Genomic DNA, 23,030 nt, shown 5'->3' with positions numbered 1-23,030 from the left:
AACACGCACTCGAGGCGTGTTTTTTCTATGTTCGGATCGAGTGGATCAGGCTATACTTGGAATACATGAACATGGCTGCAAGGAAAGGAGCTTAGCGATGACGACTGAAAATTCGAATCCCGCAAGCGATATCCCGGTAATCAGCAAACCTGCTAATCGGGCACTCGGGCTGGCCGGCTATTACAATCTGGAGCAATTCACCCAAGTGACCGAAGCAGAATTGTTGATGCTGCATGGCATGGGACCCAAAGGCATCCGGATTCTCCGGGAGGCGCTTCAGGAAAAAGGCTTGTCCTTTGCCAGGAAACGATAAGGAGCGATGCCCGTGACTACATTAACCAAGCTATTGCTGATTGGAGACAACGTCCGCAGCGCCTGGCATCCGCTGGAGCCTGCGCGCCAGCAGCTTGAGGAGATTGCCGCAGACGAATTCGAGCTGGTATCGACCGAGGATTATGAGGCGCTTACGACACTGGATCAGGACGGATATTCGGCTGTCATCTCATATGCCGATTGCTTTGACAGAAAGCTTGCGCCAGAGCAGATTGGCCGCCTGCTCCGCTTCGTTGCGGGCGGCGGCGGGCTGCTCGTCATCCACAACGGCATCTCGCTGGGGAGGACCAGCCACGAGCTGGCAGGGCTGATCGGTGCCCGCTTTACGGGCCATCCGCCCTATCAGCCGCTAACCTATCATCCCATGCAAGTGGATCATCCCTTGCTTGAGGGCGTACAAGCCTTTACAGTAGACGAAGAGCCTTACATGTTCGAATTCGATGCGTTGTCACCACGAAATCTATTGCTGGAGTATGAATTTGAAGGAAGCCGTTATCCGGCTGGTTGGGAGCATCGCTACGGCCTCGGCAGGCTTGTTTATTTGCAGCCGGGACACTGCGCCCCGTCTTTCCTGCCGGATTCGTACCGGCAATTAATCCGGAACAGCATGCGGTGGGCAGCCGCACGAAACCCGCTGCCCTAACACAAGCGGCAGCCCTCCGGCTGCCGCTTCGCATTATTTTAAAACCCTAATCCCGCAAGCCAGCCCGTCAGCTTCTCTTCTCTTGCCCTCAAATCATCCAGCTCCTTGCGGTATTTCCCCAGCCGATTCTCATCCACCAGGCTGCCGTCCATCATAAACAAGATGCGGTCCGTCTTGGCGGCGACCTTCACATCATGCGTCACCAGCAGAATCGTCGTGCCTGAGCGGTTAATATCCGCAAGCAGCTCCATAATCTCGCCTGCCGACTTCGAGTTAAGCGCGCCTGTCGGCTCGTCGCCGAAGATCATATCGGGCTGATTGATAAGGGCTCTGCATATCGCAACGCGCTGCAGCTGCCCCCCGGATGCCTGCGTAATATCATGATTCGCCAGCCCTTCAATGCCAGACTGCTTCATAAGCGACATCGCCCTATCGTTCAGCCCTTTTCTGCTCTGCTTCTTCGCCATATAGGCGGTCAAGATGATGTTGTCCAGCAACGTCAAATTTTTGAGCAAATGGATTTGTTGAAAGATAAAGCCCATGCGGGTAAGCCGGAGATCGGACAGCTCCTGCTCGGACATGCCCGTTAACTCCATGCCGCCGAACTTGACACTGCCTCCGCTTGCTTGGTCCATCCCGCTAATATTGTACAGCAGCGTAGACTTGCCAGATCCCGACGGACCCATCACCGCCACGAACTCGCCTTTCCGGATTTGCAGATCAATAGCTTTGAGCACCTGATACTCTTGCTCGTTCCCTGATGTGAACGTTTTGCTGAGCGCTCTGGATTCCAATAAAACTTCCATGCAGTTTCCCCTCTCTATCCCGCATTCCACTCCGTTATCGTTGTCTTTTTAATTGAGGCTATGCTAAGCAGCGTTGTGACCGCCACCGCCGCCATTAGAACCAGAGGTAAGCCGGCATAGGCTTGCACCGGGTTGATCACGAATTTGATGCTCGACGCGCCTATGAAGGACAAGATCAAGCCTGCCAAGCTTTGTCCCGCCGTGTTAGACACAATGGTACCGAATAGTATTCCGATGCCCAGTACCAGCAGCGCCCTTGTCACATATTGAATGCGGATGGCCGGCAGCGAGAAGCCGATGCTCCGCATAATCGCAATCTGCGCAGCATCCTTGGCAACCGCCATCTGGAGGAACAGCGCGGTTATCAGGATCGCGATCAGGATCGCAACAATCACGGCGACCGCTGTCAGCAGCCTAAGCTGATGGATGGTGTTGCCCAGCGTCTGCGATAAGTACCCTTCCAAATCCGTCACCTTCGCCGGATAGAACGACTTGGCATATTGCTCCATCTTGTCGCGGACTGGAACACCCTCTTTCAGATCTACACTCACTTCATAGCGTATGACCTGGTCCGGCAGGAATGGCAGCACTGCCTTCGCTGTGCGGCCTCCATTCGTCACATCCTGGTAGATTCCGGTGACGGTCATCTCTTTTTCGGTCCCGTCTACATGTAAGCGGATTCGGTCTCCGACCTTCTTGCCCATATCCTTGCCGTTCAAATAGGATAGCGCGATCTCATTTTCCTCTACCGGCGCGCGGCCTTGTGCATATTCCAGCGGAAAGAGGGAGAAATCCCCGGTCTCGACCGCCATTTCCTCCATAGCGCCATCGCTGTTGACATACTGGAACGCGCTGGCGAAGATCGGCGAGAAGCGCTCCACATCGGCGTCATTCGTAAGCGTCTGAGATACTCTCATGAATTCTTCGGTAACCTGCTCCGAATATTGCATGTCGATGCGCAGATCGCTTCGTTCGATGCCCATATATGTGTTGAAGCTTGGCGACTTGAACGTATTAAGCAGATTGACCGGAACAATCATGATGCATGTGCTGATGATGAAGACAACAAGCAGCAGCCGGTACATTTTGAACCGCGACAGCACATCCCGCATGCCGAGGAATACCGGTACCGGCATCCATCTGCTGCGGTGCAGCGCCGGCGCTTTTCCCGAAGAGCGCGCTTCGCCAAGCGTCCCGGCTCGAAGCGCTTCTACTGCGCTTACCCGGTCAAAGGCCCTCAGCGTCAGCTTGCAGCAGCCGATAACGATGGCGCAGACCAATGCGGATGCAATTAGCGGGACGGCAAGCAGCGGCAGAGATCTGGGGGCAGAGCCAAGATACAGCTCCATATTGGAAGTAAACAGCGCATTCACACCCCAAGAAGCGGCATAACCGATAATCGCAGCCAGGACGGCTAGTGCGGAATACTTCAGCAAATACATATTTTTGATTGTCTTAGGCCGGATGCCAATCGCCTTCATAATGCCGATTTCCCGGTAGTCCTCCTCCATAGCCGCTATCAGCGTATACCGAAGACATAGAATGGCTACCAGGCTGAGCAGCAAGCTTACCAGTATAATGACTGCCGCCAGAATGCCGTCCGTGAGCGCATTCAGCGCCTTGAACAGCGACTCATCCACGCTCGGGCCTTTGCTTGGCATCGATGCGGCCTGATAATCGCTCCGGAACTGCTGCAGCATCCCCTGGTCCTTCAGGCGGAACTCGATCAAATATTCCATCTCTCCCGTGCGCTGGCTAAGCGCGGCCCAGTCGGACGGATGAAGGACAAACCGTTTGGAATGGACAATCGACGCATTCATTTGCGCATCGCGCACATATCCCGCTACGGTCCACTCCCTCTCAAAAGCGCCGTCAGACAGCTTGATCGTATCGCCGATGCTGACATTGCTCTGCTGCTTGTAATAGACAGGAACGGCAATCTCGCCTCTCTCTACCCGGACCGGCTTATTGCCCGTATCCAGCAGGAGGTCGAATGACTCGTTCTGCATGACGAAATAATGGTCCATAACGCTTTGCTCTTCCGATTCCCCGTCTTGCTTCAGGTAGAGATGAGAGCCGTCGACATTCACCATAGCTGCAACCTGATAGTCTTCAACCAGGTCATGTGCTGACGCAAACTTCTGAACCTCGGCTTCATTAAGCTCGCCTGCATGCATCTGGACAAAATGCGGAGCCTTCGACTGCTTGAACAGGGCATTCAGCGATTGCGTCAATTCCATCAGCATATTGGAGCCGCTGGCAACCAGCAGGGCGGAGATGGAGATAAAAATAAATAAAGCGATAGAAATGCTCTTTTTCCTGCGAAAATCTCTCCGCAGCATCTGGATCAGCATCTTGAAGGTACAGCTCCTTTCCTATCAACTGGCATAGCGCTTGCTTATTGCTGGAACACATCCTTCTGGATGGCAGAGCGGTTCATGGCGGAAAAGTCCGCCCTAGTGAAGGCAATAGCCGAAAGCATGGCGCATATCAGCCCGAATACCGCCAAAATAATAAGGCCGGTCACAGGCGTAATCAGCACGCCGTGGAAGCGGAACGCCAATTGCTCAGCGACCAGCTCGTCGGCCGGCAGCGACAGCTTCTCCAGACTAAGCGCCCGGAAGAATGCCGCGGCATATGTCATCGGATTAAGCAAGGCAGCCGTCTGCAGCCCTTCCGGCAGCAGGCTGAGCGGTACATATACGCCGCACAGGAACGTGATTGGCGTCGTCACCGCTACCGATACAATCTGGAACGTTTGCGAATTCCTCACCGATGCCGCGAGCCAAAGTCCGAACGAAGAGAAGACCAGCCCCGCAAGCACAACAAACCCGGCAATCGCAATGGGCGTAACCATACTCGTATACGTAAGCCCCAGCGCATAGCCGACCGCGAGAATCAGGAACGCCTGGAAGGCAGCAACAGTCGTCGAGGACAGGATCTGGCCGACCACAATGGATATGCGGCGCACAGGGCTGACGAGCACTTCCTTCATATAGCCGGACACGATATCCTCAATCGTCGACGTTGCGATATTCAGCGAAGTCTGGAACACGACGATCATCACAATGCCCGCAAGCACATACGGAATCGGCTGGCTGACGGAGGTGCTTTTGAATATGGCGCTAAGCAGATATAGATAAAAAAACGGCATGATGAACAGCAGCAATAGCTGAACGCGGTTTCTGGCAAACAGCCGCACATTGCGAAGCCACAGCGCCCCAATCACACGCATAGCGTTACCCCCTTATGTCCTTGCCCGTTATTTCGAGGTACACGTCGTTAAGCGTTCCTCTGCTCACTTCCATTCTGCCGATCGAGGTACGATGCTCGCTGATCAGCTCCATTAGGCTGGCTTGATCCTCAACTTGAATCAGATAATCCCCGTCCGCGCCTGCGGATGCATAACTCATCCCATGACGCTCCAGCAGCTTCTCCAATGCTTCAGGATCCCGGCTTGCGATCGTCGCTTTGTCCGCTGCATACCTTTTTTTGAGCGAAGACGGGCTGTCGAGCGCAACAATCTTGCCCTTGTCAATAATGGCAATCCGATTGCATATCTCGGCTTCGTCCATGTAATGTGTCGTTAGAAAAACCGTAATTCCTCGCTCCCGCCGCAGCTTGTCGATGTAAGCCCACATTTCCGCCCTGGTGCGCGGGTCAAGACCCGTTGTCGGTTCATCCAAGAACAGCACCTGCGGCATATGCATCAAGCTTCTGGCAATCTCCACACGCCGCTTCATTCCTCCTGACAGGCTCCCGGCCATCGCCTTCCGCCAATCCGTCATGTCCACAAGCTCCAGCACGAACCGGGATCTCTCGCGGATAAGCGCCTTCGGCATGCCGTAGAAGCAGCCGTGCATATGCAAGTTTTCGTCTACCGTCATCTTGGGATCAAGCGTGCAATCCTGAAAGACAACCCCGATCCGGCTTCTTGCTCCGTCCTTGTCGCGGCCGACATCGATCCCGTCGATCGTCAGCACTCCCGACGCATACCCGCTTATCGTGCATAATGCGTGTATCGTCGAGCTTTTGCCTGCTCCATTAGGGCCCAGGAAACCGAAGATGCTGCCGCGCTCCACTTCAAAGGAGACATGGTCCACCGCTGTAAAGGAACCGTAGCGCTTCACCAAATCCTTGACGACAATAATGGGGTCAGTCATGATACAGCCTCCTCGAACCTATTCCTAATCATGCCGCTTCCTTCAACTCGGACCGCATTAAGAGCCTTGACCGATAACGCCAAGAATGTAGCTGAAGCTCCCTTCTTCGGCGCCCAGCGTCTTCTCCATAATGGAAGTGAATGCTGCAGCCTTCTGTAGCCGCTCATGAGGCTCCCACTCAAAGATGCCTTCGTCGAACAGGAACTGAGAGGATACGAGCAGAAACTCAATCGTCTCTCTCGGGTACGCCGTCTGGAATACGCCTTCCTCGATCCCCTGCTCGATCACCTCCGTCAGAACAGGCGTCAGCTGGAGAATTGTCTCTACGAGGCTCTTCTGATGCATCTCGGCATTGTTGATCTGGTGCAGCTGGTCGATCATCTGCTCCTTGCGGTCCGTGTCGGGCTTCTGTGCCATCAGAATGCCGAGCAGCTTCTCATGCGCCGTCAGCCCGGGCGCGGTTACAACCGCCTTCGCCGCTTCCACGCCAGCCTCGATGTACCGGCTCACAATCGCATCCATCACTTCTTCTTTGGATTGAAAATAGTAATAGAACGTTCCCTTGGCAATGCCTACTTCATTCAAAATGTCGTTGATCGTCGTCTTGGAATACCCCTTGGTGCCAAAAAGCATCTCGGCTGCGTCCAAAATTTCATTTTTTCGTTCATCCGGTTTTTTTGAGATTCTCATTTCGGGCACCCTCCACTTTCATAGACCGACGGTCGGTCGATTGAATGTATTGTAGCATTTTACCAATTGCAGCGTCAACCGCATTTCTACGAACACAACAAAAAAAACGCTTGGATATTCAAGCGTTTCCTAATCGGGGCTTTCGCCTACTTCGGTTGTAGCTGCCCTTACGCTACTGGCAAATCATCAGCACATTGCCGTCCGGGTCTTTAATATTGAACCAATGGCCGTTCTCAATATTCGTCAGGAGCTCCACTTTGTGCTCTTTCATATAGGCATACGAAGCTTCGATATCCGCGGTCACAAGCTGGATGAACGGTACCTGAATCACCTTCTCCGGCGAATAAATCTTGCTGTCCAATACGATATTGGAATGGCCTTGCATCGGCAAAATATATAGATGTCCATAGATGATATCGCCATCCGCAGGCAAATCTAGCAATTTGCAATACCAATCTCTTGCCTTCTCCAAGTTGCTCACTGGAATAAAGATACAACCGACTTTGTTCTGAACTGGATTTGCCATCTCTTGCACGCTCCTAATTTGTGTTGTTGTTCTTCCAATAGCCTAACATCTTTATCTTAGTTAACCTGTTGCTCTAATGTTTCTGTCTTGTTTTCTGTTTTTTTACGGAGAATATCGTCCAGAAGACATCCCCACAATAGCAAACATGCACCGGCAGCCATCATGATAATGGCAAAAACAAAAGGCGTAGTTCCGCCTATTTCTTGCAGAGCCGTTCCAAGACGACCCGGCGGCGTGGACCATCCGCTTAGCTTGACGGCCTCCAGGGATGCGGGAATATAAACACCCAGGTAGAGTAAGACGCCACAAAATACTAAAATGCCTCCAGCTGCTATCTTCTTCATCGTTACAGTCCCTTCTATGAAACGGATATGATGTTAACCATTCTCGGATTGGCGCAGCTTATTCAATTCATATTTTACCAAAGAGACCTCTTCAAGCAGCAATTCCTGCAGCTTCATATTCAAAGCCCCTACAATCATCAACACAATGCCGATAATTGAAATAAACATACCGCTCGCCCCTGCGGCCCAAAGCATTTCGTCAAAACCCGGCAGATAAGCAGCGATACCATATACCAGCAATACGACTCCCAATATAACAATGGCCATTGACCAGCGCCTTAGCGTATCGAACATGTCATCCACTCCTCTCTCCGCTTAAGCTAAAACGTTCTGTTCAATCAACTGTCAATCGCTAATGCGCCCAATACTTTCATCCGTTTCTATTTTACTCCATTTCGAATCATCGTTGAAGACTATATTGCCAATCCGCCGCAAAAAGAAACGGCAATGCAGGACTACTCCATCCCGCATTGCCGTCACTTGTACATGATTAACTTTAGTTAGCCTATATTGCTGCTGACTGATTTGGCTCTACCTCAAAAACAGAATCGATAATAACCGGCAAGTTGTCGCGAAGCGATGACGCGCCGAGTACCGAGCGCGCATGCACGCCTCTGTCCCCGAACACATCCAGCATCAGATCGGAACAGCCGTCCAATACTTTGTGATGCTCTTCGAATTCCGGCCCGGCATTCACGAAGCCTTGTATTTTAACGACTTGCTTCACCCGATTCAATGAGCCAAGCGCTTCCGTCAATACAGCCAGCACTTCCAATCCGGCCAGACACGCATACTTATACCCTTCTTCGGTCGAATAGTCTATGCCCAGCTTTCCTTTCGGCATGCTGGCAGGACCCTTTCCCGAGATGAACAGCAGATTACCAGCCAGAACATAGTTGGTATATCGCGCTGCCGGTTTGCTCGCTTCCGGCAATACGATGCCAAGCGCTTGCAATCGTTCCATAGCTGACACATCAGACATAACACTCAGCTCCCTTCCAGCTAACCTGCAATAGATATTACACCAGCTTCATAAGCTGGTCGCGTTTGGGCCCAATGGACAGATAAGAGATTTTCACACCAATCTCCGCTTCGATGAACGTCACGTACTGCCGCGCTGCCGCCGGCAGCTCCTCGAATGTCCTCGACTCAGAAATATCACATTTCCAGCCGGGAAGCTCTCTTAAGATTGGCTTCGCTCCTTCCAGCTTGGCATTAACGGGGAATTGCTCCGTAACCGTGCCGTCCGCCAATGTGTAACCCACGCATACCGGAATAGAATCCAGATAACCCAGCACATCCAGATTGGTTAGAGCCACCTCCGTCGCCCCTTGCACCATACAGCCGTATCTTGTCGCCACAGCGTCAAACCAGCCTACGCGTCTCGGTCTTCCCGTTACCACTCCGAACTCGCCGGCGTCTCCGCCCCGAAGCCGCAATTGCTCCGCTTCCGCGCCTTCAAGCTCAGAGACGAACGGCCCCGCTCCCACGCAGCTGGAATACGCCTTCACAACCGCCAGCACATTTGTCAGCGCATAAGCGGGAAGTCCTGCTCCAACAGGGGCATACCCTGCCAATGTGGACGAGGATGTCGAATAGGGATAGATGCCGTGGTCGGGATCGCGCAGCGCCCCAAGCTGGCCTTCCAGCAGGATCGGCCGCCCTTCCTTATATGCTTGCTGCAGCATCATCGTGGTATCGCATATAAACGGGCGAAGCTTGTCGCCCAGCTCCAGCAATTCCTCCACAATCGGTCCTGCTTCCAGCGGCTGATGTCCGTACAGACGGGTAAGCAGTACATTTTTGAGCTCCAGCAGCTGGCCCACCCGCTCCAGCAATCGGCTCCGGTCGTACAGGTCCGCTGTCTGTACGCCAAGCTTTGCATACTTGTCCGCATAAAAAGGGGCTATGCCGCGTTTCGTCGAGCCAAAGCTCCGATTGCCCAACCGTTTCTCCTCAAGCGCGTCCAATAACCGATGAATGGGCAGCACGACTTGTGCCCGGTCCGATATCTTCAGATTCGGCTCCGGTATGCCTCTCGCCAGCAATTGCTCCCGCTCGCGAATGAAGGATTCGCCGTCCAAAGCCGCTCCCGGCCCGATTATATTAATCACTTCCGGATAAAACACGCCTGATGGCAGCATATTCAGCCCAAACTTCCCGTAGTCGTTAATAATGGTATGCCCCGCGTTACTGCCGCCTTGAAAACGAACGACATAAGACGATTGAGCCGCAAGCACATCCGTCATCTTCCCTTTGCCTTCATCGCCCCAATTCGCTCCCACAATCGCTGTTACCGTCACCTGCGAACCGCCTCCTGTTCTTGTCATCTCTTACAGGAATGATTATAATGGGCAATAACTTATTAGTATAATTGATATTAATAATACTAGATATAAACTGAGGTAATGACTATGGAATTTAATATGGAATGGTACCGGGTCTTCTACTGGACAGCCAAGCTTGGGAGTTTGACGAGAGCGGCGGAGAAGCTGCATATTACGCAACCTGCCGTCAGCCATACGCTGAAGCAGCTCGAGAGCGGGCTTGGAGGCCAGCTGTTCTTCCGCACCGCGCGCGGCGTTACGCTTACAGCAGAAGGCGAAGTGCTGCTGCGGCATATTGAGCAAGCATTCCGGGCGATCGACAGCGGAGAGAAGAAAATTGCGGAGATGCATAATTTGGAGTATGGAGAAATCAATATAGGAGCAAGCGATTCGTTATGCAAGCATTATCTGCTGCCATATCTGGAATCCTTTCATCAGCAGCATCCGGGCATTCGCGTACGCGTCACAAACCGGACCACGCCAGAGACAATTGTGCTGCTGAAGGAAGGACGCATTGACTTTGGCATCGTCAATCTTCCTGCGGCAGACAGCAGCATAGAGATTAGGAAGAGCTCTCCGCTGCAGGATTGCCTTGTCGGCGGTCCGGCTTACGCAGCTCTTGCCCGATCGCCATTCGAGCTTGCCAGCCTGCAGGATCGCCCGCTGATTCTGCTGGAGCCAGGCGGGAGTACAAGGGCCTATCTGGATCAGTATGCGGCATCGCATCACTTCCGCTTGGCGCCGGAGTTCGAGCTGGGCAGCCTTGACTTGCTGGTTCAATTCGCCCAGCGCGGATTTGGATTGACTTTTATTGTGAGAGACTATGTCATGGAGGAGCTGGCTGACGGGCGTCTCATCGAAATTCCGCTGAATCCGCCCCTTCCAGAGCGGGCAATCGGCATCGCGACGCTGAAAGGCGTTCCTCTCTCTGCCGCCTCGAAGAGCTTTCTTCAGCGTTTGCCTTAAAGCTCCTGCGTATTGTCGCCGCTAAGCTGGGAGATAAGCGCCGCCAAACGGCGGATTCCAAGCTCCATCTGATCGAATGAGGCGTAAGCATAAGACAAGCGCAAATACGGCTCGTCCAACCCGGGATCGTATACGCTCCCGGGATGGAGCAGGATGCCTTCCTTGAGGGCAAGATCGAATAGCCTCCTCACCTGTATCGGGCTTCGGATACGCAGCCAAATGTAGAACCCTCCCTGCGGCAAGCTCCATTCAGCCCGACTACCCATGTAACGATTCAAAAGCGTATCCATATACCCCCTTCTGCGCCGCAGTTCCGCGCGCAATCCGGAAAGATGCTCGTCATAACGCCCCGTCTCCAGCCACTCCGCGACGGCATGCTGCGACAACGCGCTTGTTCCGTAGTCTGTCTGCATCTTGATGTCAGCCAAGCGGTCAATTACCGGCACAGGCGCAACGATCCACCCCAGCCTTAGGCCTGGCCCCAGCGACTTGGACATGCTTCCGATGTACAGCACCAATCCTTCACGGTCCATTGCTTTAAGCGGCGGTGGCGGCTCCTCATCCAGCCACAAATCGCCGTACACATCATCCTCCACAACAGGCAGCCTCTCATGCATGCACACATGCAGCAGCTCCTCCCTGCGAGCTGCCGGCATTAAGCAGCCCGTAGGATTGTGGAAAGCAGGTATTGTATACAGCATCGCGGCATCCGTCTTCCGCTTCATTGATCCCAGTCTCCTCGCGAGCAGGCCGTCCTTGTCCATCGGAACGCCGCAGGGGCGGATTCCGGCGGATTGTACGACATGTACGGAGTTCAGATAGCTGGGGCTCTCCGTCAGTATTGCCGAGCCATCATGCAGCAGGCCTAGCGCGATGAGTTGTAATGCCTGTAAGCCGCCCGATACGATCAGAATCGACGACGGCGCCGCATTGATCCCTTTTGCCAGCAAATACCGGCTGAGCGTCTCGCGGAGCCGAAGGCTTCCCCGCGGTTCGGAGTAGCTTAACGACAAAGAAGCTGCGCTATTCTGAAGCGACAGCATCATAGCCCGGGCAGGCAGCAACTCGGGAGCCGGCTCTCCGGTGCCAAGCCGCAGGATAGCCGGATTCTCCTCCGCTTTATTAATAAGCTGGATCAGCTGTTGGTTGGGCCGGTGCGCTCCAGCCGCCACATAGCGGCCCCAATCCGGCGTGCGTGCGGAGGCGATGACATTCCAGGTATTGTTGGCAACGACCGTTCCTTGTCCAACCTTGGACTGAATAAGACCGTCAGCCGACAATTCATCCAGCGCATATACAATCGTGCTCCGATTAACCCCGAATCGCTCTGCCAGCTCCCGCTGTGTCGGAATTTTAGTACCGACCGGCCATGCTCCACTCCGGATCTTCCCGACGATGCGGTCATGAATTTGCTGATACAGCGGGGTATCCGAACTGCGGTCAAGCAGCCATTCTTCTGTCATAACATCCATTCTTTCATTCATAAGTTTGTGCTTATTGTAGCAGATTGGTTGGGCCAAGCGATAGCGGCTTGGTTGTCGACCCCGCCTCCTCCACCCGCTAGAATAGGTAAAAAAAGAGGAGGCATCATCATGACCGGAGCTGCTATTCACGGCTTTATTCTCGCGCTGGGGCTCATTCTGCCGCTCGGCGCGCAGAACGCATTTGTCCTGACGCAAGGGACTGTTCACCGCAGATTTATAAAAGTTTTGCCTGTTGTTATTGCCGCCTCTCTGTGCGATACCATTCTAATCACTCTGGCCGTTCTCGGCGTATCCATGATTGTGCTGGAGCATGATTGGATCAAAGGCTTGCTGTATGTGCTGGGATGCGGTTTCTTGATCTTCACGGGCTGGACAACATGGAAAAGCAGGCTCGAGGTACGCTCCATTCAACAAGACAGCAGCGGCTTATCGCCCAAAAAGCAAATCGGCTTTGCGGTCACGGTTTCCCTGCTCAATCCCCATGCCGTTCTGGATACGGTTGGCGTTATCGGCGCCAGCTCCGTACAATACGCCGGAACGGCCAAGCTAGTTTTTGCAATCGTATGCATCATCACGTCATGGATCTGGTTCATCGGACTTGGAGCCGCAGGGAGATTCATAAGACAACGGGCAGGGTCATCTGGCATTATCACCCTGATCCCCGTCCTATCCGCGATAATGATGTGGGGCACAGCTTTCTATCTGGGCTATCGCTTCATCCTGCTCCTGCAAGGACAAGCCTGACACTAGCTGGAATGGGCAGAGATCAACTCCTGTCCCATTCCCCATACTTTATCCACATTAGTCCGATCGATTGCATATCTGGGGTAGTACGCGGAGCCGAATATATTTTTCAGCTGGTCCAGCCCTTGCTCGCTCGGAGCCGGCTGCACGATCTCCCGCATATGGTTAATGAGCTGTCCGGTAACATTCCGGTATTGATCCGATGTACATATGTAATAGTAATTGTCGGCCATCGCCGACGGATGCGGATTCGTCAGATTCTGCGCCCAAGCCAGCGCCTTCCAGTACGAGCTCATCTTCGCAATCGTTTCCTTGGACAGCTTCACGCGATTGATTTGGATCGCATTGACGTGAATGCCCTTCTCTCTCCACTGCTCCGCCATTTTGAAGGTCAGCATCAGAAAAGCCATCTTGGAATCGCCGTACATTTTGTAGGAGCTGTATCGCCTTGTTGTCTGATACTCGCCGCGCAGGTTGTCGTATTCAATCGTTCTCTTGGGATCAAAAAAGTTCTTGATATTCGTCGTGCAGGCATTCAGTACGCGGGCATCCTCGGATTTCTCCAGCCAGCCGGCGAGCAGCTCGGTCATATAAAGCGGGCCAAACGCATTCGTCGCAAAAGACAGCTCGACGCGCTCCGGGCTCAGCCTGTATTCCTTCTCGCCATGGCTCAGGAAAGCCGCATTATGAATCAGAATATCTAACTTGTCATATTTGGCTTTGAATGCCTCGCAGAATTTCCGGATGGAGCCGAAGGAGGAGATGTCAAGCTCCAGCAGATCGATAGATTGACTGCCCGCAGACGCCATAATCTCCTCCTGCACTGGCTTGCTGATCGCAAGATTACGGCAGGCCATTACGACCCGATGCCCCTCCGCCGCAAATTTGATGGCGGCTGCTTTGCCGATTCCTGAGTTCGCTCCTGTAATCACTACAATTTTGTCTTTCATTTTCGCCACACTCTCCATCTTGTCAGGTTGCCTGTTTCCTTACTAGTGATGCATATCGAGCTTGCAAAAAAGGCAAAAATTCCAATATCTAAAACGATCATAACATAGATTCCAGAGGAAGATACCTTTCAAGCCGCATTCCTTAGAAGGCAAAACAAAAGGGCCTTTTCCGAGGCCCATTATTCCGTATGCCGCTTCCTCTCTGGATGGTCAGCTAGAACTTTATTCGAGTATTACATAGGTGTTTGTTGTCTTGAATTTACGCAGAACCAGCACGCTCAGAATAAATCGATAGAATCGGCTTTTACGGCTTGCATCCCGCGCCGCCGCAATTTTTTTTGCGTGCATATTATTTATTCCGAAGTACAAATTCGCTTATCAGCCTCATCCGTCTCGAATAAGGCGTCAGCAGCGACATCTAACGCTGTGCAGAAGGGATCAATGGCTCATAATGGCTGGGGATACAAATGTAATCCTGCTCATATCCAACCGGATCTTCCTCTTCCATCCGGCGCAGCTCGCCGGTCCAGATCTGGAGCTTATACAGCTCGTAGCCTTCCAGCAGACCGATAATATCCGCCAGCGGCCTTGATCCATAAGGATGATACTCGAATGCGATGACGGGCTTCGACTGGCGTATAATATCCATTGCGCCGCATAACGCTTCGTATTCAAAACCTTGCGTATCAATCTTGATCACGCTTATACGCTTCTTCTGTTCATCCTTCAAGGAATGGTCGAGCGTCCGCGCCTCCACTTCGATCGGCTCGAAGTCGCTGCCCGATGCAGACGAATCGGCTAATGTAGCGCCAGACAGCCCCCGGTTATAGGCAGACATGCTTTGCCGGTAGAAGGATAGGCTTCCGTCATTGTCGCTGATCGCATGATTGTAAGTCTCTACATGGCCATATTCGTTCAACCTCACGTTTTCAGTCAATTGGCTATAAATATCGGGATGCGGCTCAAAAGCGAGACACTGGACCTTCTCTCCCCGGCTCGCCATATAAAGCGTGTGGTAGCCGATATTGGCGCCAATATCGACGAAGATGCTGCCCGGCTTGACATACCTGCAAAGCAGCTTGGCAAGTTCAGGCTCCCAAGCGCCGCGCTCTGCAATCGTCTCCTCCAGAAAGCCGGGCAACGCCAGCTGCATTCGGAACGGTATATCCTCCGGTCCCGTCAATTGAACCTCAACCTGCAGATTTGCGCTCGCGCGCTCTTTCGCAAGCAGCGGCTCCAGGAACGTTTTGTTGAACAGGATATGCCGCTCATCGGGGAAATACTCGCGCGCTATTTCATTATGGCGGTAAGCCTCCTGGATATTACCTGTATGATAGAGACAGATGCCTAGTTGAAGATGCGGCAGCCAGGTCCAGCAAGCTTCTTTGTAAAACCCTCTGCGGTCGGATGGCGGCTCGATCTCTGTGGCAAGCTTGTACCAATAGGCTGCTTTGGCGTAATCCTTCTTCTCAAGGTACAAATGGCCGAGCTTGCAGCAAAATTCAGCCCGCGGCGGCGCATATTCGAAGGAGCGGTAGACCGCCTCACGCGCCTTCACTATATCCCCTTGCACATGGCGAATTTCCGACTCTTCGTAACATGCATGCAGACGGTCATCCAGCTCAGCGGCGTCACTAAGAATAATGCGCTCGCATTGTCTTAGCGCATGATCGTTCCGCTTAAGCTCCTTCCACTGCCCAATGCCTTCCCGTGACCATTTGTTGCCCGCAATCAGGCGGCGGTATAACTGCACATATTGCTGCGCCATCTCCTCATCGATGAATCTGCTCATGGCATAGGAGCGCAGCGCAGCACTGCTGGGAAAACGGCTCCTCTCCGCCTTCTCCCGCATCTCTTCCACGGTCTGGCATACCAGCTCGGGAAAGCCGCTCATCACCTCGGGCACCGCCCCATTGGCAAGGGAGAGCACCGGCGTCCCGCTCATCATCGCCTCGACCATGACCAGGCCGAAGGCCTCCTCGCAGCATGTCGGAAACAGCATGCAGCGGGCTTCCTTGAGAAGACGCCGCTTCTCTAAACCGCCTACCTCGCCCACATATTGAAGCAAAGGATTGCGCTTCAGTGCAGGTTCAATATCCGATTGAAAATAGTCCGTGCTATAGACCGGCCCGGCCATAATCAGCTTTTGCCCGGTTGATTCCGCAATATGTATGGCATGGTGTATGCCTTTGTGCGGGCTCATTACACCCATGTAGAGCAGATAGTCGCTCTTCTGCTCCGCATAATCGAACTCATCCGGACTCACACCGTTATAGATGAAGCAGCCGGCAGGATCGCCCGCCGCGAGCTGCGAGGTCCGGCTAATATAGACGGGATGCTCGATATGGTTATGGACGGTAGCATGAAGCGTGCATACGGTAGGGATTGGCAGATTCAGCTTACCGATCACAGAGGAATGCGTGTGATCATGAATGACATCGACATGTACGGGAAGCGTACGCGTGACCCTATCCCGAATGCCCTCCGGATTGCCCGTCCCATGCGCATACGCGATCAGCTCGGCCGAAGTGCCGCTGCCTTCTGGCGCATATAATATCACCCTGTGGCCAAGTCCGATCAGCCGTTCCGTCAGCGTATGAATGACCCGCTCGATGCCGCCATAGGCTGGAGGCGGAACGGGATAATAATCGGGGGCAACCTGAACGATGGTGAGCGGGCCGCTCGTGGCTTCAAAGGGCTTCATCGCGCAACACTCCTTCCAAGTATCGTCGGTTATGAAGCACGGACGAATCATCCGGCCTGTAGCGTCCGGCCATTTCATTATGGTAGAAAGCCCTTGTGTATTGTTCTAGCCCGCAATAGACGATGCAGAGCTGCAGATGGGGAATCCATGTCCAATAAGCGTCATGGACGAAACCCCACAGCTCCTTCGGCTTCTCCCTTCGGACCGCGAGCCGGTACCAGAAAGCCGCTTCCCTCAAACGGTTTCTCTTCAAAAAATAAGCGCCAAGCCTGCAGCATCCCTCCGCGCGCGGCTCGTCATAGTCCATGGCCTTCCACAAATAAGCAAGCTGCTTCTGGGGCTTGCCCAGCCGCTCGCCTATATCCGAGAGCTTCATGCAGGACGATATAATATCTTCCGACCATCCTTCCCCCGTATCGAGAAAACGTTCATATATCTTCTCTGCCTGCTCCCACATCTGATGATCGGACAGCTCGTTGCCGTAATAATACAGATCGCGGGGGGAGAATGGTTCTCCCCGCCGCATTCTGTTCTCGAATATCATTAAGTTTCTGTCCGAGTGACGGTGTACCCTGCGATGCGTCACGATAATGTCGCTGTTGATGACCATTCCGGATACCGCCAAATATTCATGAACCGCCCCATGCCACCGAAAGCCCTTCTCCCGCTTGACCAGCCGGTTCCGCCGCAGGCTCATCGTCACATTCCCGAATTCATCAAACGCGTAATGATAAATCATGGACACCGCATCTACTTGCTCGGCTATGGACAACTTCAACTCCTTCAGCTTGCGGCAATCCTCCTCCAGCAAGACGTCGTCGGCGTCCAGCCAGAGGATATAATCGCAAGTCGCCTTGCTGAATGCGTAATTGCGGGCGGCCGCAAAGTCATCCCTCCATCCAAAGTCGAAGATGCGCTCCGTATACCGCCCGGCTATCTCTTTAGTCTCATCCGTCGAGCCTGTATCGACGATGACGATTTCGTCGACCGCTTCTCGGACCGATTCCAGGCAGCTGCACAGGGTGGATTGTTCATTCTTCACAATTAGGCATAAGCTGATGGTTCTCATATGCACCTCACCTTTCATTGAACCGATCCCAAGCTAACTAAATGTAGTAATCAAATTATTCATTGCGCGTGTCTCTACCGTAACGCTGGAAACGTTCGTAGCTGTAATGACAGCAACCCGAAGCTGGTAGGTATGGACGCCGGCAAGCGGCGTATCCACATAGGTTGAGCATATTATGAATCTTTGATTGCCGTCATTCCCCGCGAAGTTACTCTCTGACCGGTATTCCGTCAGCAAGACCCCGTCGCGGTATAACCGCATTCGCAAGTCAAGACGTTGGTTGCCCGAACTGAGAATGACATTGCTTTGCATGGACACATCCACCTTGACCCGGTTATTGGCTGCCGCATTTTGCACGATCGCAAGCACCACCGTCTCCGTACCGTCAAGCGGAATTGCCAATGTTGCAGAAGTCTGGGCAAATTGCAGAGATGTGCCCGATCCGGTAGGCCCTGTCACTCCCTGCGCTCCTGTTGGACCCGTAACTCCCGTCGCGCCAGTTGCGCCTGTAACTCCGATCGGACCGGTCGGGCCAGTCGGGCCTTGCGTTCCCGTCGGACCTTGCGAGCCGGTCGCCCCTTGCGGGCCGGTTGCACCGGTCGGGCCTTGCGGACCTGTAAGACCAGCAGCTCCTGTAGCCCCGACAGATCCGGTGGCGCCGGTCGGGCCGGCATTGCCCTGTGCGCCTGCTGGGCCAGTTGGGCCGATAAATCCGGTTGGACCGGTAGCGCCAAGCGGACCGGTCGGGCCCTGCGCGCCTTGTGGACCGGTCGGACCCGTTGATCCTGCGGGACCTTGCGGGCCGGTCGGGCCGGCAATGCCTTGCGGACCCGTCGGGCCTTGCGGGCCAGTCGGACCCGAGGGACCTTGCGGACCTGTGGCGCCTGTTGGACCGATCGCGCCTTGCGGGCCGGCCGGACCTTGCGAGCCGGTAACGCCCTGAGCCCCAGTCGGGCCGGTCGCTCCAGCAGGTCCGGTAACACCCGTCGGACCGGGGGCTCCCAAAGCTCCTGCAGGGCCAGTCGGACCTGGTGAGCCCTGCGAGCCTGCGGGACCTGTCGGGCCTACATCGCCTTGTGGACCGGCAACGCCCTGAGCGCCAGCGGGCCCCTGCGGACCAAGCGGCCCCGTCGGTCCCGTTACGCCTTGCGGCCCGGCTGGACCGGTCGGACCTGCCGGGCCGATTGGCCCCGCTGGCCCGACATTGCCATCCGCGCCCTGCGGGCCTGCCGGGCCGGTCGGCCCTGTAGCCCCGGCGACACCAACCGGACCGGTGGCGCCAGTCGGCCCTGTCACGCCAGCCGGGCCGGTCGCGCCTATGTCTCCCGCTGGTCCCGTTACTCCTGCCGGTCCAGTCGGACCGACTGCGCCTTGCTGTCCGTCTGCGCCCTGTACGCCTTGCGGACCTGCTGGTCCGGTTGGACCGACAACTCCCTGAGGGCCGGTCACTCCCTGTGTACCGGTCGGACCTTGCACGCCTTGCGGACCGGTTGGACCGGTCGCCCCTGCCGGGCCTTGCGGCCCCAATGCACCAACCAAACCGGTCGCGCCTACAGGACCCGTCGGGCCAGTTGCGCCTGTATCACCTGGAGGGCCGGTATCACCTATGGGACCGGTTGGGCCGAGATCACCGGCAGGTCCGGTCGGGCCGGTGGGACCGGTTGGACCGCCCGCCGGACCTTCCGGGCCGGTTGGGCCCGCTGGTCCAGTCGGACCTGTCGGACCTGGAGGGCCGCCCGCCGGACCCGTCGGACCATCCGGACCTGTCGGGCCGGTGTCTCCTTGCGGTCCTGCCGGACCGGTCGGACCCGTTACGCCGAAGCCCGTCGGGCCGGTCGGGCCGGTCGGACCAATGTCGCCTTGGACGCCGGTTGCGCCGATCGGGCCGGTCGGGCCGGTAGCTCCTGCTGGACCCAAATGCCCTGTCGGGCCTAATTCGCCTTGCGGGCCAGTTGCCCCCTGCGGACCTGCCGGACCAACCGAACCGGTCGGACCGACAGCGCCGTCTGCGCCTGTCACGCCTTGCGTTCCTGTCGGGCCTTGCGGTCCCTGAAGACCGGCCGGGCCTTGCGCTCCGGTGTCGCCGGTATCACCGGCCGGGCCCTGCGCGCCAACATCTCCGGCAGGACCAGTCGAGCCGGCCGGGCCTACCGCGCCTTGCGGACCGGCAGGTCCCGTCGGGCCTGTTGCTCCTGCCGGGCCGTCATCGCCGATAGGGCCTGTAGCGCCTGGAGGTCCCACCGGGCCAGTCGGGCCGGTAATGCCTTGCGCCCCTTGAGGGCCAGCCGCCCCCTGCACCCCGTCTGCCCCTGTCGGGCCTTGCGTTCCTTGCGGACCAACCGGGCCGGTCGGGCCGGCATCTCCTGCTGGTCCGGTAGGGCCTTGGGCTCCCGCAGGACCAACAGCTCCGTCCGCTCCCTGTACTCCTGTGGGGCCAGTCGCTCCCGCGGGTCCTACTGGGCCTTGCAAGCCGGTAGCTCCCACAAGACCTTGAGGTCCAGCAGGACCGATCGGACCTTGCGGTCCGGCATCACCGGCAGGGCCTGCAGGACCTTGCGGACCTTGCGCTCCCGCTTCTCCTGTCGGACCGGCCGTTCCTTGCGGACCTGTCGGACCTGTAGCACCTACCCCGCCTGCCGGACCGGTCGGGCCTTGCCCGCCTGCCGGACCTGTAGGTCCAGCATCGCCCTGCAACCCTGCAGGGCCAGTTGCTCCTACCGCTCCCGTCGGGCCGGTCGCGCCTTGCGGACCGATTGGCCCCTGCGGACCTTGCGCTCCAGGCAAGCCTGCCGTCCCTGTAGGGCCGATGCTGCCCGTCGGACCTTGCGCTCCGGTGGGGCCCGGCTGTCCAGCTGCGCCAGTCGGACCGGCTACACCCTGCGGGCCAATCGGTCCGGGAGGACCTGTCGGACCAGCCGGACCTTGCGTGCCATCGGCACCTGTCGGACCTTGGGGACCAGGAGGACCAAGCGCTCCCTGCGTTCCCGCCGGACCAAGCGGACCCGTAGCCCCCGGCGGACCATCGGGGCCGGTTGGACCGGGCGCGCCGGTCGGCCCCGGATCGCCTTGCAGTCCTTGCTCGCCAGTCGGCCCGGTTGACCCCTGGAGGCCTGTTGCTCCTTGCGGGCCTTGAGGTCCGGTGGGCCCCGTAATGCCCGGCAAGCCTTGCGGACCGACAACCCCTGTCGCTCCTTGAGACCCCGTCGGCCCTGTCGGACCTACAGTTCCTTGAGCTCCTGTCGGGCCGGTTGGACCTGTCGGACCATCCGCTCCTGTTGCGCCTGTCGGGCCAGCCGGGCCTCCTGCCGGACCTGCAGGTCCCGTTGGACCTGTGGGACCCGGCGGTCCACCAGCAGGACCGGTTGGACCAGTGGCTCCAGTTGGACCAATCTCTCCTGTAGGGCCGGTCGGGCCGGTTGCCCCTACACCTGTAGGCCCCGTCGTTCCTGCGGGTCCAGCCTCGCCTTGGACACCTGTCGCTCCGGCCGATCCGGTCGGCCCTGTTGTTCCTGCCGGACCTTGCGGACCAAAAGCGCCCTGCACGCCTTGCGGTCCTGTCGGACCAGGCGTACCTTCGCCGCCGGCAGGACCGGTTGGACCTGCCGCTCCTGGCGGTCCGGTGGGGCCAACAGGTCCATCTATTCCTTGTGTACCCGTCGCGCCCAGCGGGCCCGTTGGGCCAAGCTCCCCCATTTCACCTGTCGGGCCAGCGAAGCCGGCCAAACCTTGCGCTCCGGTCGGCCCCGTAAAACCTACCGGTCCCAACGGACCTATCGGCCCTTGAAATCCTTGTATGCCAGCCGGACCTGTTGTTCCCGGCGGGCCCGTAGGGCCTATCGTGCCCTCTCCGCCGGCAGCCCCTGCCGGACCTGTCGGACCCTGCTCGCCAGTTGCTCCAACTGGTCCTGTCGGACCTGGAATCCCTTGCGGACCGGCTGCTCCAGCTGTTCCCGTAGCCCCCGTTGCACCCGCAGGTCCTGTCGGGCCGGTCGCTCCTGTCGTTCCATCCGCACCTGTCGGACCGGTTGGACCAGCCGCGCCCGTTGCCCCGTCAGCTCCCGCAGGACCAGTCGGACCGGTCGCTCCCGCAGGTCCATCGCCTCCAGTAGGGCCGGTTGGGCCAGCAGCTCCATCGTTTCCTGTTGGCCCTGTCGGGCCGGTCGCACCTGGCGCTCCATCCGCACCTGCCGGACCGACAGGGCCAGTAGCTCCTGTCACTCCCGTTGCTCCGGTCAAGCCTGGAGGCCCTGCCGGGCCTGTCGCTCCCGTTGCCCCCTCAGCCCCCGCAGAACCAGTCGGACCGGTCGCTCCCGCAGGCCCGTCGCTTCCCGTTGGTCCTGTTGGGCCAGCGGCTCCGTCGGCTCCTGTTGGTCCTGTCGGACCGGTCGCACCTGTCGCTCCGTCCGCACCTGCCGGACCGACAGGGCCAGTAGGGCCAGTAGGCCCCGTAGCTCCCGGCGGTCCCCCCGCCGGACCTGTCGCACCCGTAACGCCTGTCGCTCCAGTCGGACCTTCAGGACCTGTCGCTCCTGTTGCTCCTGTTGCACCTGTCGGGCCGACTAATCCAGACTCTCCTGTCGCACCCGTAGCACCGACAGGACCAGTTGGACCAGTCGGCCCTGTCGCCCCGTCCATACCTGACGGACCCGTTGGTCCTGTCGCTCCAGTCGGCCCTGTTGCTCCCGGCGGGCCGCCTGCAGGACCAGTTGGCCCTGTTGCTCCGGTTGCTCCCGCAGGCCCAGCAAGACCGGTCGCCCCTGTCGCTCCTGTTGTTCCCGCGGGACCCGCTGGACCCGGCGTCCCCGTAACGCCTGTTGCACCAGTTGCTCCGGTTGCCCCCGTGGCACCGGCTGGACCCATAGCTCCTGTTACACCTGTTGGTCCGGTTGCTCCAGTCGCTCCTGCGGGACCGGCAGAGCCCACAGCTCCTGTTACACCTGTTGGTCCGGTTGCTCCAGTCGCCCCTGCGGGACCGGCAGGGCCCACAGCCCCTGTCACACCTGTTGCCCCTGCAGGACCAGCAGCTCCCGTTGCACCTGTGCTTCCCTGAGGACCCGTTGGACCCTCAGCACCTGTTGGACCGGCAGGCCCCCGAGCTCCTGCAATGCCGCGTGGCCCGGTTGGTCCAATGGGGCCTGTCACGCCCGGATCGCCAGCATGTCCCCGCTTTCCTCTGGGGCCGCGCGGCCCCTTCGGCCCTCTTGGCCCGGCAGGACCGGTCGGGCCTGTTGCTGGCAAGCCAGGCGGCCAAGGAGGCTTTGCTTCCCCTGGCAGCCCAAGC

At 56.9% G+C, this 23,030-nt stretch carries 19 protein-coding genes; 4 read left to right on the top strand and 15 right to left on the bottom strand.

What is annotated here, in order from left to right; genetic code table 11:
- Window positions 1-97 precede the first annotated feature (97 nt).
- Together D3P09_RS18600 and D3P09_RS18595 are read left to right on the top strand one after the other, a co-directional pair.
- The gene (locus D3P09_RS18600) at window positions 98-313 is read left to right on the top strand and encodes a helix-hairpin-helix domain-containing protein (RefSeq protein WP_120112899.1); all 216 of its coding nucleotides are present in this window, start codon (window positions 98-100) and stop codon (window positions 311-313) included.
- Window positions 314-325: 12 nt separating this feature from the next.
- On the top strand, window positions 326-976 hold the full coding sequence (locus tag D3P09_RS18595) for a ThuA domain-containing protein (RefSeq protein ID WP_120112898.1): 651 nt from the start codon (window positions 326-328) through the stop codon (window positions 974-976).
- A gap of 38 nt (window positions 977-1,014) precedes the next feature.
- On the opposite strand, the gene D3P09_RS18590 is transcribed toward D3P09_RS18595, so the two are convergent.
- The 10 genes from D3P09_RS18590 to D3P09_RS18545 form a co-directional block, all read right to left on the bottom strand.
- Complete coding sequence (locus D3P09_RS18590) at window positions 1,015-1,782, bottom strand: ABC transporter ATP-binding protein (RefSeq protein ID WP_120112897.1); 768 nt, start codon at window positions 1,780-1,782, stop codon at window positions 1,015-1,017.
- A 14-nt stretch (window positions 1,783-1,796) separates the two neighbouring features.
- Entirely contained in the window at window positions 1,797-4,136 is a 2,340-nt protein-coding gene (locus D3P09_RS18585; protein ID WP_120112896.1) for an ABC transporter permease, read from the bottom strand.
- 44 nt (window positions 4,137-4,180) lie between these two features.
- Entirely contained in the window at window positions 4,181-5,017 is an 837-nt protein-coding gene (locus tag D3P09_RS18580; protein ID WP_120112895.1) for an ABC transporter permease, read from the bottom strand.
- A 4-nt stretch (window positions 5,018-5,021) separates the two neighbouring features.
- On the bottom strand, window positions 5,022-5,945 hold the full coding sequence (locus tag D3P09_RS18575; RefSeq protein ID WP_120112894.1) for an ABC transporter ATP-binding protein: 924 nt from the start codon (window positions 5,943-5,945) through the stop codon (window positions 5,022-5,024).
- A gap of 57 nt (window positions 5,946-6,002) precedes the next feature.
- Window positions 6,003-6,635: a TetR/AcrR family transcriptional regulator gene (locus D3P09_RS18570; protein WP_120112893.1), complete on the bottom strand. Its 633-nt coding sequence runs from the start codon at window positions 6,633-6,635 to the stop codon at window positions 6,003-6,005.
- Window positions 6,636-6,807: 172 nt separating this feature from the next.
- Window positions 6,808-7,161 carry a VOC family protein gene (locus D3P09_RS18565; RefSeq protein ID WP_120112892.1) on the bottom strand — a complete coding sequence of 118 codons (354 nt, stop codon included), beginning with the start codon at window positions 7,159-7,161 and terminating at the stop codon, window positions 6,808-6,810.
- A gap of 56 nt (window positions 7,162-7,217) precedes the next feature.
- Window positions 7,218-7,505 carry a hypothetical protein gene (locus D3P09_RS18560; RefSeq protein ID WP_120112891.1) on the bottom strand — a complete coding sequence of 96 codons (288 nt, stop codon included), beginning with the start codon at window positions 7,503-7,505 and terminating at the stop codon, window positions 7,218-7,220.
- 33 nt (window positions 7,506-7,538) lie between these two features.
- Complete coding sequence (locus tag D3P09_RS18555; protein ID WP_120112890.1) at window positions 7,539-7,799, bottom strand: hypothetical protein; 261 nt, start codon at window positions 7,797-7,799, stop codon at window positions 7,539-7,541.
- Window positions 7,800-8,010: 211 nt separating this feature from the next.
- Entirely contained in the window at window positions 8,011-8,487 is a 477-nt protein-coding gene (locus D3P09_RS18550; RefSeq protein WP_120112889.1) for a RidA family protein, read from the bottom strand.
- Window positions 8,488-8,524: 37 nt separating this feature from the next.
- Window positions 8,525-9,808, bottom strand: coding sequence for an adenylosuccinate synthase (locus D3P09_RS18545; protein ID WP_120112888.1), 1,284 nt, complete (start codon window positions 9,806-9,808; stop codon window positions 8,525-8,527).
- A gap of 111 nt (window positions 9,809-9,919) precedes the next feature.
- Here D3P09_RS18545 and D3P09_RS18540 point away from each other — a divergent pair, with 111 nt between their 5' ends.
- Window positions 9,920-10,798, top strand: coding sequence for a LysR family transcriptional regulator (locus tag D3P09_RS18540; protein ID WP_120112887.1), 879 nt, complete (start codon window positions 9,920-9,922; stop codon window positions 10,796-10,798).
- Here the strand turns inward: D3P09_RS18540 and D3P09_RS18535 are convergent.
- Window positions 10,795-12,261 carry an aminotransferase-like domain-containing protein gene (locus D3P09_RS18535; protein WP_120113341.1) on the bottom strand — a complete coding sequence of 489 codons (1,467 nt, stop codon included), beginning with the start codon at window positions 12,259-12,261 and terminating at the stop codon, window positions 10,795-10,797. The two genes, D3P09_RS18540 and D3P09_RS18535, sit on opposite strands and share 4 nt — an antisense overlap.
- Window positions 12,262-12,390: 129 nt before the next feature.
- Here D3P09_RS18535 and D3P09_RS18530 point away from each other — a divergent pair, with 129 nt between their 5' ends.
- Window positions 12,391-13,026 (top strand): LysE/ArgO family amino acid transporter, encoded by a 636-nt coding sequence (locus D3P09_RS18530; protein ID WP_120112886.1) that lies wholly within the window; start codon window positions 12,391-12,393, stop codon window positions 13,024-13,026.
- Window positions 13,027-13,028: 2 nt separating this feature from the next.
- Here D3P09_RS18530 and D3P09_RS18525 read toward each other — a convergent pair whose 3' ends face one another.
- The 4 genes from D3P09_RS18525 to D3P09_RS28365 form a co-directional block, all read right to left on the bottom strand.
- Window positions 13,029-13,976: an SDR family NAD(P)-dependent oxidoreductase gene (locus D3P09_RS18525; RefSeq protein ID WP_120112885.1), complete on the bottom strand. Its 948-nt coding sequence runs from the start codon at window positions 13,974-13,976 to the stop codon at window positions 13,029-13,031.
- A gap of 418 nt (window positions 13,977-14,394) precedes the next feature.
- Window positions 14,395-16,680, bottom strand: a complete 2,286-nt coding sequence (locus D3P09_RS18520) for an FkbM family methyltransferase (RefSeq protein WP_165867500.1) — start codon at window positions 16,678-16,680, stop codon at window positions 14,395-14,397.
- Window positions 16,667-17,749: a tetratricopeptide repeat-containing glycosyltransferase family 2 protein gene (locus D3P09_RS18515; RefSeq protein WP_120112883.1), complete on the bottom strand. Its 1,083-nt coding sequence runs from the start codon at window positions 17,747-17,749 to the stop codon at window positions 16,667-16,669. The genes D3P09_RS18520 and D3P09_RS18515 overlap by 14 nt, the downstream gene beginning before the upstream one ends.
- Before the next feature lie 33 nt (window positions 17,750-17,782).
- Window positions 17,783-22,987, bottom strand: coding sequence for a hypothetical protein (locus D3P09_RS28365; RefSeq protein ID WP_341538300.1), 5,205 nt, complete (start codon window positions 22,985-22,987; stop codon window positions 17,783-17,785).
- Between the last annotated feature and the right edge of the window lie 43 nt (window positions 22,988-23,030).

This window comes from Paenibacillus pinisoli, from assembly GCF_003605435.1.
Lineage (GTDB): Bacteria > Bacillota > Bacilli > Paenibacillales > Paenibacillaceae > Pristimantibacillus > Pristimantibacillus pinisoli.
Note: the sequence above shows the minus strand (reverse complement) of the source record. Positions and strands in the feature narration are given on the sequence as shown.

What these genes read in the sequence shown, in the direction of transcription:
- D3P09_RS18600 (WP_120112899.1), top strand. Translation starts at nt 98, where the DNA reads ATGACGACTGAAAATTCGAATCCCGCAAGCGATATCCCGGTAATCAGC.
- D3P09_RS18575 (WP_120112894.1), bottom strand. Translation starts at nt 5,945, where the DNA reads ATGACTGACCCCATTATTGTCGTCAAGGATTTGGTGAAGCGCTACGGT.
- D3P09_RS18570 (WP_120112893.1), bottom strand. Translation starts at nt 6,635, where the DNA reads ATGAGAATCTCAAAAAAACCGGATGAACGAAAAAATGAAATTTTGGAC.
- D3P09_RS18590 (WP_120112897.1), bottom strand. Translation starts at nt 1,782, where the DNA reads ATGGAAGTTTTATTGGAATCCAGAGCGCTCAGCAAAACGTTCACATCA.
- D3P09_RS18550 (WP_120112889.1), bottom strand. Translation starts at nt 8,487, where the DNA reads ATGTCTGATGTGTCAGCTATGGAACGATTGCAAGCGCTTGGCATCGTA.
- D3P09_RS18580 (WP_120112895.1), bottom strand. Translation starts at nt 5,017, where the DNA reads ATGCGTGTGATTGGGGCGCTGTGGCTTCGCAATGTGCGGCTGTTTGCC.
- D3P09_RS18530 (WP_120112886.1), top strand. Translation starts at nt 12,391, where the DNA reads ATGACCGGAGCTGCTATTCACGGCTTTATTCTCGCGCTGGGGCTCATT.
- D3P09_RS18555 (WP_120112890.1), bottom strand. Translation starts at nt 7,799, where the DNA reads ATGTTCGATACGCTAAGGCGCTGGTCAATGGCCATTGTTATATTGGGA.
- D3P09_RS18585 (WP_120112896.1), bottom strand. Translation starts at nt 4,136, where the DNA reads ATGCTGATCCAGATGCTGCGGAGAGATTTTCGCAGGAAAAAGAGCATT.
- D3P09_RS18540 (WP_120112887.1), top strand. Translation starts at nt 9,920, where the DNA reads ATGGAATTTAATATGGAATGGTACCGGGTCTTCTACTGGACAGCCAAG.
- D3P09_RS18515 (WP_120112883.1), bottom strand. Translation starts at nt 17,749, where the DNA reads ATGAGAACCATCAGCTTATGCCTAATTGTGAAGAATGAACAATCCACC.
- D3P09_RS18565 (WP_120112892.1), bottom strand. Translation starts at nt 7,161, where the DNA reads ATGGCAAATCCAGTTCAGAACAAAGTCGGTTGTATCTTTATTCCAGTG.
- D3P09_RS18560 (WP_120112891.1), bottom strand. Translation starts at nt 7,505, where the DNA reads ATGAAGAAGATAGCAGCTGGAGGCATTTTAGTATTTTGTGGCGTCTTA.
- D3P09_RS18535 (WP_120113341.1), bottom strand. Translation starts at nt 12,261, where the DNA reads ATGACAGAAGAATGGCTGCTTGACCGCAGTTCGGATACCCCGCTGTAT.
- D3P09_RS18525 (WP_120112885.1), bottom strand. Translation starts at nt 13,976, where the DNA reads ATGAAAGACAAAATTGTAGTGATTACAGGAGCGAACTCAGGAATCGGC.
- D3P09_RS18520 (WP_165867500.1), bottom strand. Translation starts at nt 16,680, where the DNA reads ATGAAGCCCTTTGAAGCCACGAGCGGCCCGCTCACCATCGTTCAGGTT.